The sequence below is a fragment of the Flindersiella endophytica genome (assembly GCF_054779015.1).
This window is the reverse complement of the sequence record NZ_BAAGYY010000024.1, coordinates 105190-117098: the sequence shown is the minus strand read 5'-3', so window position 1 is coordinate 117098 and position 11909 is coordinate 105190. Positions and strand designations below refer to the sequence as shown.

The following is an 11909-nucleotide window of genomic DNA, read 5'->3' as shown; positions in this document are numbered from 1 at the left end:
CCGCCGTGGCGGCCGCCGCCGCAACCGTGGCGAGGCCGACGACGGCGACGACACCAAGTCCGAGTCCGACGACGAGACGAAGTCCGACGACGACGAAAACGACTCCGACGACGACTCCGACGACGAGGGCAGCGCGAGCTCCCGCCGCAGGCGTCGCCGCCGCAGGCGGAAGGGCGAGCCGATCGAGTCGTCGCCCGACGACCCGGCGTCCACCGTCGTCAAGGTCCGCGAGCCCCGTAAGTCCGAGTCCGCCGTCTCCTCGGTGGAGGGCTCGACCCGGCTCGAGGCCAAGAAGCTGCGCCGCCGCGAGGGCCGCGAGGCCGGCCGGCGTCGCCCGCCGATCCTGACCGAGGCCGAGTTCCTGGCCCGCCGCGAGTCCGTCGACCGCTCGATGACGATCCGCCAGCGCGGCGACATCACCCAGATCGGCGTGCTCGAAGACAACGTGCTGGTCGAGCACTACGTCGCCCGCCAGACCCAGACGTCGCTGATCGGCAACGTCTACCTCGGCCGGGTGCAGAACGTCCTGCCGAGCATGGAGGCGGCGTTCATCGACATCGGCCGCGGCCGTAACGCCGTCCTGTACGCCGGTGAGGTCGACTGGGTCGGCCTCGGCCTGGAGGGCCAGCCGAAGCGGATCGAGTCGGCGCTGAAGTCCGGCCAGACCGTGCTGGTGCAGGTCACCAAGGATCCCATCGGCCACAAGGGTGCGCGGCTGACCAGCCAGATCAGCCTGCCGGGGCGTTACCTCGTCTACGTGCCGCGCGGCTCGATGAACGGCATCAGCCGCAAGCTGCCCGACACCGAGCGCAACCGGCTCAAGCAGTTGCTGAAGGACATCATCGCCGAGGACGCGGGCGTCGTGGTGCGCACCGCGGCCGAGGGCGCGAGCGAGGACGAGCTGTCCCGCGACGTCTCGCGGCTGCGAGCCCAGTGGGAGTCGATCGAGAAGGCAGCGGAGAGCGCGAAGGCGCCCGAGCTGCTCTACGCCGAGCCCGACCTGCTGATCAAGGTCGTCCGCGACCTGTTCACCGAAGACTTCACGCGGCTCGTCATCTCCGGTGACGACTCGTGGGACATGGTGCAGGGCTACGTCAAGCACGTCGCGCCGCACCTGGCCGAACGGCTCGAACGCTGGACCTCGCCGGAGGACATCTTCGCCGCGTTCCGGATCGATGAGCAGATCATCAAGGCGATCGACCGTAAGGTCTGGCTGCCGTCCGGTGGCTCGCTGATCATCGAGCGCACCGAGGCGATGACCGTCATCGACGTCAACACCGGGAAGTTCACCGGCTCCGGCGGCAACCTCGAGGAGACCGTCACCAAGAACAACCTCGAGGCGGCCGAGGAGATCGTCCGGCAGCTGCGGCTGCGCGACATCGGCGGCATCATCGTGATCGACTTCATCGACATGGTGCTGGAGTCCAACCGTGACCTGGTGCTTCGCCGGCTGGTGGAGTGCCTCGGACGTGACCGGACCAAGCATCAGGTCGCCGAGGTGACCTCGCTCGGGCTGGTCCAGATGACCCGGAAGCGGATCGGCACCGGCCTGCTCGAGTCGTTCTCCGAGCCCTGCGAGGTGTGCAAGGGCCGCGGGCACATCGTCCACCTCGACCCGGCCGAGACCGGCGGCGGGCAGCAGCACAACGGCTCGTCCGGCGGCTCCTCCGGCGGCTCGTCCTCGCACAGCGAGGAGAGCGGTGGCGGTCGCCGCAGCCGGCGCCGGCGCGGGCGTGGCGGTGGCTCTTCCGGCTCCAACGGCTCGTCCGATCACGACCATGATCAGCACGATCAGGAGTCCGACGACGGTGACAGCGGCTCCGACGCCGCCGAGACCGGCGAGGTCGCTGACGGCGCGGAGCGCGGCAGCGCCGTCGAGGCGGTGGTGAGCGCCAACGGCACAGCGTCCGACGACCTGGACGACGAGGCACCGACGCCTCGTGAGGACGAGGACAACGCTTCGGTCTCCGAAGCGCTGGAACCGTCCGTCGAACCGGTCGACACCTCGGACAGCAGCTTCGTGCAGGAGGAGGCCTCGTCCACGCCAAGCGTGGCCGCGTTCTCCGCCTCCGGCCCAGGTCGGCGGCGTCGCCGGCACTGAGCGGGAGCCGGTTTGGTTCGGCTGGCGGGTATTCGGTACGCTTGTGTGTCGGCACTATTTCGTGCTGTCCAGACTTTCTCAGGCCCACGCCTGAGGGCCCTTGGAAAATCCGATGGAAGGATCTGCGGTGTACGCGATTGTGCGAAGTGGCGGACTCCAGCACAAGGTCGCGGTCGGCGATGTGCTGAGCGTCAACCGGCTGACCGAGGAGCCGGGCGCCACCGTGCAGCTGCCGGCGGTCCTGCTCGTCGACGGCGACTCCGTGACGACCGACGCCGCGAAGCTCGCCAAGGTCTCCGTCACCGCCGAGGTGCTGGGCGACGCCAAGGGTCCCAAGATCGACATCGGCAAGTTCAAGAACAAGACGGGCTACCGCCGTCGTCAGGGGCACCGCCAGTCGCTCAGCCGGCTCAAGGTGACCGACATCAAGGCCAAGTGACCCCAGCCCACGGTTAGTAGAAGAAGAGGCTTGAAGAGATGGCACACAAGAAGGGCGCCTCGTCCTCCCGCAACGGGCGCGACTCCCAGTCGAAGCGGCTTGGTGTGAAGCGTTTCGGTGGCCAGCTGGTCAACGCCGGCGAGATCATCCTCCGCCAGCGTGGCACCCACTTCCACCCGGGCGTCAACGTCGGCCGTGGCGGCGACGACACGCTGTTCGCGCTGGCCGCCGGCTCGGTCGAGTTCGGCACCAGGCGTGGTCGCCGGGTCATCAACATCGTCCCAGCTGACTAAGACCGCACCCCAGCAGCATTTTTCGTGGGAAGGGCGGGCCACTGGCCCGCCCTTTTTCCGTTGAGTAGGGCAAAGCAAAGGAGACAACGGTGGCGGTTCCGACGTTCGTCGACCGCGTGACGCTGACCGTGGTCGGCGGCAACGGTGGCAACGGTTGTGCGTCCGTACACCGGGAGAAGTTCAAGCCGCTCGGCGGCCCGGACGGTGGCAACGGCGGGCGCGGCGGCGACATCATCGTGCGGGTCGAGCCGAACACCACGACGCTGATCGACTACTACCACTCGCCACACCGCCGGGCCGGCAATGGCAAGCAGGGCATGGGCGACAACCGCGCGGGCGCCGACGGCGACGACATCGTCCTGAAGGTCCCCGACGGCACTGTCGTCTCGACGCCCGACGGCAAGGTGCTGGCCGACCTGGTCGGTGAGGGGACGACGTACGTGATCGCGGCCGGCGGCCGGGGCGGGCTCGGCAACGCCGCGCTGGCCTCGTCGCGGCGCAAGGCGCCCGGGTTCGCGCTGCTGGGCGAGCCGGGGGAGCAGCGTACGGTCGTACTCGAGCTGAAGCTCGTCGCCGACGTGGGGCTGGTGGGCTACCCCAGCGCGGGCAAGTCCAGCCTGATCGCCGCGCTGTCGCGGGCACGGCCGAAGATCGCCGACTACCCCTTCACGACGCTCGTACCCAACCTCGGCGTCGTGACGGCCGGGGACGTGACGTTCACGGTCGCCGACGTGCCCGGGCTGATCGAGGGCGCGAGCCAGGGGCGCGGGCTCGGACACGACTTCCTGCGGCACATCGAACGCTGCGCGGCGCTGTGTCACGTCGTCGACTGCGCGACGCTGGAGCCGGGGCGTGACCCGCTCTCCGACATCGAGGTGATCGAGGCCGAACTCGAGGCGCACGGTGGCCTCGAGGACCGGCCGCGGCTCGTGGCGCTCAACAAGATCGACGTACCCGACGCGCGTGACCTGGCCGACTACGTCCGGCCGGAGCTGGAGAAGAAAGGCTGGCAGGTCTACGAGATCTCGGCGGCCAGCCGGCTCGGGCTCGCCGAGCTGTCGTACGCCATGGCCGCGCTGGTGAAGCACCGCCGTGACACCACACCGGTCGCCGAGCCGACGCGGATCGTCCTGCGGCCGAAGCCGGTCGACGACGAGGGCTTCACCGTACGCCGCGAGGGCGAGGTGTGGCGCGTCCGCGGGCCGCGGCCGGAGCGGTGGGTGCGGCAGACCGACTTCGGCAACGACGAAGCGGTGGGCTACCTCGCCGACCGGCTCAACCGGCTCGGCGTCGAGAGCAAGCTGATCTCGCTCGGCGCGCAGGTCGGTGACGCCGTGGCGATCGGGCCGGAAGAGAACGCCGTCGTCTTCGACTTCGACCCGACGCTCGACAGCGGAGCCGAGCTGCTGCGCGGTCCGCGTGGATCGGATCCCCGGCTGGAGGGTCGGTGACAGCGGACCTACGTTCGGACGTCGTCGACGCGGCGCGCGTCGTGGTGAAGGTCGGGTCGTCGTCGCTGACGACACCGGCCGGCGAGATCGACCAGGCCCGGATCGAAGGTTTGGTTGACGCGGTGGCGCACCGGCGCAAGGGCGGCACGGAGGTCGTGCTGGTCTCGTCCGGCGCGATCGCCGCGGGGATCGGGCCGCTGGGGCTGCGTTCGCGGCCGCGTGACCTCGCCACCCAGCAAGCGGCGGCGGGCGTCGGGCAGGGGTTGCTCGTCCACCGCTACACCGAGGCGTTCGGGCGCTACGGCTTCCGGGTCGCGCAGGTGCTGTTGACCGTCGACGACGTGACGCGGCGGTCGCACTATCGCAACGCGTTCCGTACGTTCGCGCGGCTGCTGGAGCTCGGCGTGGTGCCGATCGTGAACGAGAACGACTCCGTTGCCACACACGAGATCCGCTTCGGCGACAACGACCGGTTGGCGGCGCTGGTGGCGCATCTGGTGCACGCCGAGCTGCTGGTGCTGCTGTCCGACGTCGACGCGCTCTACTCCGGGGCGCCGCACCGGGCCGGGTCGCAGCGGATCACGGACGTACGCAGCGAGCGGGATCTCCAGGGCGTGACGCTCGGGAAGAACGGCTCCGGCGTCGGCACCGGCGGAATGCTCACGAAGGTCGAGGCGGCGCGGATCGCAACACAGGCAGGGATTCCGGTGGTGCTGGCCGCAGCCACCGAAGCTCCATCGGCCCTGTCCGGCGAACGCGTGGGCACACACTTCCACCCGACCGGCCGCCGCCGCCCGACCCGGCTGCTGTGGCTGGCACACGCATCGACCCCGCGCGGCCGCCTGGTGCTGGACGCCGGAGCGGTGCGAGCGGTGGTGGAGCGAAAGGCGTCGCTGCTGCCCGCCGGCATCACAGTCGTCGAGGGCCAGTTCGGCGCGGGCGACCCGGTGGACCTGGTCGACCCCGAGGGGCGGACAGTGGCGCGCGGCCTGGTCAACTACGACGCCGCCGAGCTGCCTGGGCTGTTGGGCCGCTCAACCCGCGAGCTGGCCCGCGAGCTCGGTCCCTCGTACGAACGCGAGGTCGTCCACCGGGACGACCTGATCGTGCTGCCGAAGCGCTGAGCGCGGTTCGGGTCAACAGAATTCAGGTGCGCCCGGCGATCGCCGGTAGTTACGCTCCACCGATGCGCCTGGACTTCGACGCGCTCGTCGCCGCGGTGACGCGAGAGCAGCGGGGCGTCGATCTTTCCGGGGCGGTACTCCGGTCGGGCTGGGAGAACGTCGTACTTGAGACACGGGACGACTGGATTTTGCGGTTTCCCCGCGCCCACGTGGATTTCGAGCGCTCGCCGGGTTCCTGGCCGCCATGCATCGCTCGCTCACGGCCGAGGAGATCGAGGAGCTCCAGATCCCCGAGCTCGGCGCCGAGCGCACACCGCCGTCGATCGATGAGCTGCCTCCCTCCGTACGCGACTTCGCCGTTGATCTCCTCGCGGAAGCCGACGCGCTTCGGGTCGGCCGCGAAGGTACGTCGAGTGTCGTGCTGCACGACGACTTCCACTTCGGCAACCTGGTCCTGACCGAGCCGGTCGGCGAAGTCCTTGGCGTATGGGACTTCTCCTGCGTCTCGACGGGCGACCCGAGCAACGACCTGCGGTACATCTCAGGGGTCTCCTCGGATCTCCTGCACCGAATCGCGAGGCACTACGAGGAGCTCACCGGCGTCGGCATCGACACGCGGATGGCGACGGTCTCGTGCCGGATCGAGATCCTCTTCGACGCGATTGAGCTGGGACAGATTGCCGAGCTCACGGACACCGTCCGGCGCTGGCAGCGCGCCGACAACGGCGAGCCGCTCGACGGGTGAGCCCGGCCCGGGCCGGCGGTCGATGCCCGGGCCGGCGGCGGCGGTCAGCGGCTCCAGAAGCGCTTGCGTTCTGGTGCCGGCCGTCCGCTCGCGCTGACTCCACCGGCGCCCGGGGTGGCTTCGCCGGGGTTGGGGCCGCCCCGCACTGGGGCGTCGGCGAAGGGGGTGAGGACGTCGGTGGAGCGGGTCAGCAGGCGCTCGGTGTCGGCGGCGGTGGGGGCGGGGATGCGCTCGTAGGCGGCCAGGTCGCTGACCAGCTGCTGGATTGGGCGCAGCGTGAGCGCGTCGACGCCGGCTTGGGTCAGTTTGGAGGCCAGCGCTTCCAGGTCGGCGCGGAGCTCGGCCAAGACAGCCGGGCGCTGCTCGGCCGTGGCCTCGGCCAGCTTGCGGAGGTAGGTGGTCGCCGTGGTGCGGAGCTCGGGCGGCACGACGTCCAGCTCGAGGCTGTCGTCGTGGCCGGAGAGCTTGCGGCGGACGCCTCCGACGATTCCGCCGGCCGCACGGGCGAACGTCTGGACCCCGCCGCCCGGAGGCATGCCGGACGGGGCGGCCATGCCGCGGGTTGCACCACCGAACGAAGCCGCCTGCATCATCGGTGCGGGCGCGGCGCCGTAGCCTCCGCCGTATCCGCCGGCCAGGGCGTTCGGGTCCCAGCCCTGTGGCAGGTCGACCGGCTGGGTCACCTTGCGCAGCTCGCCGCCTTCGTTGACGACGCGGGAGTCGATCGCGACGTAGGCGGTGAAGCGGCACAGTACGCCGAACCGCAGCGACGTCTTGACGATCTGCTGCTCCAGCGCGTCGAGGTTGTCGCCGCCGTTCGCGGTGACGTAGCGGTCTTCGAGGTCGCGGAGCCTGGCACGCGCCCATACGGCGCCGAGCGCGGGACTGTCGTCCTGCTTGGCGACCAGGTGCTGGCTCCACGTCTCGCCGCCGGCGGCCCGGCCGCTGACGGTCAGCGCGCCCGAGGCGGAGCCGCGGTAGCGGCCGGTGATGAGCACGGCGGCGCCGGCGTAGAGCGCGGGCAGTGGTGTCGGTGTGAGCGAGTCGGGCACGAGTTCGAGACCGTCGCCGGTGACGGTGAGGCCGGTCACCAGCGGGGTGCCGATCCGGCGGTGGATCGCCTCCATCGCCTCGTCGAGGCGTTCTTCGTTCTCGACGAGTTCGTAGTGGCCACCGCCGAGCGTGGCCATCCGGCGCAGGAACGCCTCGTTGACCGCGACGTCGATGCCGACGGTGTGGATGCGGGCGTCGGGCAGCTTGGCCGCCACCTCGCGCAGGATCTGGTCCTCGTTGCCGACCTGCCCGTCGGTGACGAGGACGAGCACGCGCTCGCGTTCGGCGTCGGTGTGGTTGAGCAGCTCGGCGGCGCGCAGCAGCGGGCGCAGCATCTCGGTGCCGCCGCGGGCCTGCAGACCGGCCAGATGCTCGACCGCGCGGAACCGATGGCGGTCGGTCGCATCGACCAGGCCGTCGGGCAGGTCGGGCGGCGTCTCGATGTGGTTGTCGAAGGCCAGTACCGCGAACCGGTCGGCGCCGGTCAGCGTGTCGACGATCCGCGCGGTGGCGCGCCGGGCGGCGACCATCTTCTTGCCGCCCATGCTGCCGGACCGGTCGAGGACGAACACGACGTCGCGGGGACGCGTGGTGGCCGCCAGCGCGGGCGGCAGGACGGTGAGTGCGAACGTGCCCTCACCCTCGGCGGCGCCTTCGCCGTCGGCCTGGTCCTCGGCCTGGTCCTGGTCCGGCGTGACGATCAGCGAGTCTGTGACGGCGTCGTCGGAGCCGAGGCGTAGCCGGAGGATGAAGTCGCGGTCGGCCCGCTCGCCGGGGTGGACGCGTACGGTGAGCCGGCCCGACTCTCCTGCTTCCTCGGTGGCGATCGGGTGCAGGCTGGACGCGACGTCCGCCAGCGGCAGCCCGGCAGGATCGATCTCGGCCGTGATCGAAAGCTCAACGGGGGAAGGGAATCCGGGCAGCAGCACGGGTGGGGTGATCCGGGAGGCGTCGGGCACCTGGTCGGTGTCGGGCTGCGTCCCGCTGCCGACCTGCCCGCCGGGCAGTGGCATACCGGGGATGTAGCGAGGGGCGACCACCAGCGGGAACCGGACCGTGACGGTGCCGTCCTCGAAGCTGAGCCGGCCGGCCAGCGTCAGCCGCACCGACACCTGCTCGCCGGGCACGATGTTGCCGACCCGCATCGTGAAGACGCCGGGCCGCTCCTCCTCGGCGATCGAGGCCCGCTTGCCCTCGGAGATCGCGCGGTCGTAGTCGGCGCGGGCCTGCTCGCGCTCGCGCAGTACGCCGTCGACGATCCGGTCGTCGGCCTCCATCCGCAGCGACGTGACGGCCGCGCGATCGGGCAACGGGAAGATGTAGGTGGCCTCGAGCGGCTCGTCGTAGGGGTTGCGGAACGTCTGGACCAGCTCGGTGTGGATCGCCAGACCGGTGGTGGAGAGCCGGACGTCGAGCTTCTCGAGCGGGAGGTTGCCCTTGGCCGTCGACAGCGCACCGAACCCGTCGTCGGGCGCACTGGTCGGCGGCGTGTCGAGCATGGTGACGGTGGTGGTCATGCCGGCTCCTTCGTTCGGGTGTGATCAGAAACGAGGCCGCGACGAACCAGCGCGTCGAGCAGGGGAGCGGCGGCTTCTCGCAGGGCTTGGACGTCGTTCGCGTCGATGACGCTGGTCGGATGATCGAGGACGAGCAACACACCGTCGGCGAGCCGGAGCCCGTGCACGGCGTCGTCGGCTGCCGCCCGCTCCTGGCCTGCCTCGCTGGACGTGGCCGGCGCACCTGCGGCTGCTGGCGCACCTGACCTGCGTGCGCTCGCCGAGCCGCCGAACGATGCTCGCTCGACCGCCCTGGCGGGTGGCTCGCCAGCGGCGGCTCGTTGAACGGAAGCTGCCGGGCTGCCGTGGGACTCGCTACCGGCGCGAGTGACGGCGCCGGCTCGCTGGGCGGGGTCGGCTGGGCCGGTCGGCGCTTCGTCAGCGGTGGGAGCAGCGGCTCGTTGAACGGAAGCACCCGGATCGCTAGGCGACTGGGGGACAGCGGGATCAGGGACAGCTTGTTCGGTGACGGCCCCCTGGGCGGAGGCGGCCGAGCCGCTGGGCTGCTCGCTGCCGGCCGGAGCGGCGGTGGCTTGTTCGGCAGGGGTGACCGGGCTGCTGAGCGGCTCGCCGGCGGTCGCGGAAGCGGCGGCGCGTTCGGCGGGCGTGGCTGGGCTGCTCGCCGACTCGTCGGCGGTAGCCGGCTGCTCGGCAGGGATGGTGCCGTGGTTGTGTTCGGTCCAGAAGCGGGTCCGGATCATCGCCTTGTCGTCGCGGATCACGTCGACCTGACGGGTGGTGGAGGGCTGGGGCGGGAGATCCGCGATTGGCTCGAGGGCTTCGGTGGACAGGCCCGCGAGCTCGGCCTGGATTTCGGCGAGCGAGCGGCCTTGGGCCTGCAGGCGTTTGATCGCGACCAGCTGGAGCAGCTGGCGGCGACCGTAGAGCGCGGTGCGTCCGCGCAGGGCGAGGGGACGGTCGACCAGGCCGGTGGTTTGGTACCAGCGGATCGTGCGCGCGTCGGGGATCTCGCGGACGCGCGCGCTGGCCTGCTCCGCGGTGCCGCCCAGGGCGACAGCGGCGCGGGCAACCAGCTCGGCGAGGGTCCACAAGTCCGTCATGCCGCCATCATGACACTGTTATCTGTCACTGTCAACATTGCAGCGTCAATAAGGACACTGGAAAGGTGACACTGCAAAACATCGACTCACTGTCGATAGTCGGTCAGGCCGCGGGAGTTGCCGAGCCTGAACAGCAGGCGGACGGCCAGCCCGGCCGCCAGCAAGACGCAGAGCAGGCCGGGCATGGGCGGGAGCAGGGCGGACGCGATGCTCAGGGCGATCACCAGCCCGAGCCCGCCGATGCCACGCCAGGGAACGTCGCCGAGTCGTAGGCGCATGCCCCGAGCCTAAGCCTGAGGTGGACCATGTGCGGACAGTTGCTGCCATCGAGGTTGACGCACCCGCCAACTCGCGCCAGCCTCAGGGTCAGTAAACGATTACCCAGCACCGAGGAGAACAGCCAGCATGCGTACGCGACTGCTCGGGTTCGTGGCGATGGTGGTGGCGGTCGCCCTCGCCAGCGCCGTGCCCGCCGCGCAAACGGCAGGGGCAGCAGCGCAGGCCGCGACGTTCGAGCCGTACGTGACGAACGGCACCACGGTCTCCGCGGGCGAGTTCGTCCACGTCTACGATCCGTCGACCGGGGAGAACGAGCCGTGGTACTACAACGACCACACCATGGTTCGCAACGTCGAGACCGGCGTCTGGCACGTCTTCGCGATCACCCACGCCGAGCCCGCGAACCCACTCGACGAGAAGAGCTTCGGCCACGCTACCGCACCGTCGCCGCAGGGCCCCTGGATCAAACAGCCGTTCGCGTTCACCGCGGACCCGGCAGCCGGCGAGAGCCACATCTGGGCGCCGTACGTGATGTACCACAACGGCCGCTACTACATGTTCTACTGCGCCGGTACCCAGGACCACACGGCGTACCGCATCCACCTCGCGACCTCGACCGACCTCGAGACCTGGACCCGCAGCTCGGCGAATCCCCTGTTCACCGACGGGTTCGACGCGCGCGACCCGATGGTGATCCGGTACGGCGGCCAGTGGATGATGTACTACACCGCCAACTCCACCCCGGCAGGCGGCAACCACCAGGTCGCCTACCGCACCAGCCGTGACCTGCTGCACTGGAGCGGCAAGCGCGTCGCGTTCCAGCATCCGCTGCAGGGAACGTACGGCGGGCCGACCGAGTCCCCGTTCGTCGTCGAGCGCGGCGGCTGGTGGTATCTCACCGTCTGCTGCGACTCCTCCTACGAGGACACTCGCGTCTATCGCAGCCGAAGCCCCCTGCGGTTCAGCGTCGACGACCTCGTGGGCCGGGTCCCCGCACACGCCGCCGAGGTGGTCACCGAACCGAGTGGACGGACGTGGGTCACCGGTGCTGGCTGGGGCAAGGGCGGGCTCTTCCTCGCGCCACTTCGCTTCACTCGCGGTGTCGTCGCCCGTGGGCACAAGGTCGGCACCGGCGGCCTGCGAGTTGACGTGCAGGAGTGGCCGAGTACGGAGATCCGGAGCGTCGAGCTGAACGGCGCGGAGCCCAGCCAGGCTCTGCACGCGCGAAACCGCGCGACCGCTCCGTACCTCGGCGTCGGCGGCTGGGGCCAGACCGACCGGACAGGCGCGGCCGCAAGGGTCGAGATCCGGAACGGCGACACGCTCAGCCTGACGGGCATTCCGTTGGGCGACGAGCCGGTGACGGCCGACTGGACGCTGGCGTTCGAGAACGACCGGATCGACTCGCAGCTCACCTGGCAGGTGAACGGCACCACATCCGCGCCGGTGTGGGAGGCGTCGTTCGGCTTCGACACGACGTTCACGACGATCGGCGACGACCAGAACCTCGGCAGAGAAGGGGATGTGGCGGGCTTCCCGCGCTGGCTGCTCGCGAGCAACGACGGCTTGACGTTCGCCGCCGCCTATCGCGACGGGTCGGCCTGGGCGACCGACAACCGCTGGTTCCAGGGTACGACGGGCCTGATCTCGGTGCAGTCGTTGTGGGCCGGCGGCGGCAAGGCCTGGGCACCCGGCACGTACGCCGGCGGGCGCTGGCGGATGGCGCTCAGCCCGACCAGCGCCGACACAGGTCTGGCCGAGCGGCTCGCAGCAGAAGTCAATTACTGAAAGAGGTATGGCCGACTGC

10 protein-coding genes are annotated in these 11909 nt (G+C 70.5%); 7 read left to right on the top strand and 3 right to left on the bottom strand.

Translation table 11 applies throughout. The annotated features are described in order from the left end of the window. From ACYVF6_RS28380 to ACYVF6_RS28355, 6 genes are all read left to right on the top strand, one after another. Nucleotides 1-2101: Rne/Rng family ribonuclease (locus ACYVF6_RS28380; protein ID WP_460525654.1), on the top strand; the 2101-nt coding region annotated here is incomplete at its 5' end. Nucleotides 2102-2228: 127 nt separating this feature from the next. Beyond that, nucleotides 2229-2540 carry a large ribosomal subunit protein bL21 gene (gene rplU / locus ACYVF6_RS28375; protein WP_460525653.1) on the top strand — a complete coding sequence of 104 codons (312 nt, stop codon included), beginning with the start codon at nucleotides 2229-2231 and terminating at the stop codon, nucleotides 2538-2540. A 38-nt stretch (nucleotides 2541-2578) separates the two neighbouring features. Beyond that, the gene (gene rpmA, locus ACYVF6_RS28370) at nucleotides 2579-2833 is read left to right on the top strand and encodes a bL27 family ribosomal protein (protein ID WP_460525652.1); all 255 of its coding nucleotides are present in this window, start codon (nucleotides 2579-2581) and stop codon (nucleotides 2831-2833) included. An 89-nt stretch (nucleotides 2834-2922) separates the two neighbouring features. Further along, complete coding sequence (gene obgE / locus ACYVF6_RS28365) at nucleotides 2923-4284, top strand: GTPase Obg (RefSeq protein WP_460525651.1); 1362 nt, start codon at nucleotides 2923-2925, stop codon at nucleotides 4282-4284. Then, complete coding sequence (gene proB, locus ACYVF6_RS28360) at nucleotides 4281-5408, top strand: glutamate 5-kinase (RefSeq protein ID WP_460525650.1); 1128 nt, start codon at nucleotides 4281-4283, stop codon at nucleotides 5406-5408. Before obgE ends, proB begins: the two co-directional genes overlap by 4 nt. Before the next feature lie 181 nt (nucleotides 5409-5589). Continuing rightward, nucleotides 5590-6153, top strand: coding sequence for a phosphotransferase family protein (locus ACYVF6_RS28355; protein WP_460526576.1), 564 nt, complete (start codon nucleotides 5590-5592; stop codon nucleotides 6151-6153). Nucleotides 6154-6197: 44 nt separating this feature from the next. Here ACYVF6_RS28355 and ACYVF6_RS28350 read toward each other — a convergent pair whose 3' ends face one another. The 3 genes from ACYVF6_RS28350 to ACYVF6_RS28340 form a co-directional block, all read right to left on the bottom strand. After that, nucleotides 6198-8723 (bottom strand): VIT domain-containing protein, encoded by a 2526-nt coding sequence (locus tag ACYVF6_RS28350; protein WP_460525649.1) that lies wholly within the window; start codon nucleotides 8721-8723, stop codon nucleotides 6198-6200. Further along, the gene (locus ACYVF6_RS28345; protein WP_460525648.1) at nucleotides 8720-9823 is read right to left on the bottom strand and encodes a helix-turn-helix domain-containing protein; all 1104 of its coding nucleotides are present in this window, start codon (nucleotides 9821-9823) and stop codon (nucleotides 8720-8722) included. Before ACYVF6_RS28345 ends, ACYVF6_RS28350 begins: the two co-directional genes overlap by 4 nt. Before the next feature lie 86 nt (nucleotides 9824-9909). Beyond that, the gene (locus tag ACYVF6_RS28340; protein ID WP_460525647.1) at nucleotides 9910-10101 is read right to left on the bottom strand and encodes a hypothetical protein; all 192 of its coding nucleotides are present in this window, start codon (nucleotides 10099-10101) and stop codon (nucleotides 9910-9912) included. Nucleotides 10102-10228: 127 nt separating this feature from the next. On the opposite strand from ACYVF6_RS28340, the gene ACYVF6_RS28335 reads away from it, so the two are divergent. After that, nucleotides 10229-11890, top strand: coding sequence for a family 43 glycosylhydrolase (locus ACYVF6_RS28335; protein ID WP_460525646.1), 1662 nt, complete (start codon nucleotides 10229-10231; stop codon nucleotides 11888-11890). Nucleotides 11891-11909 lie beyond the last annotated feature (19 nt).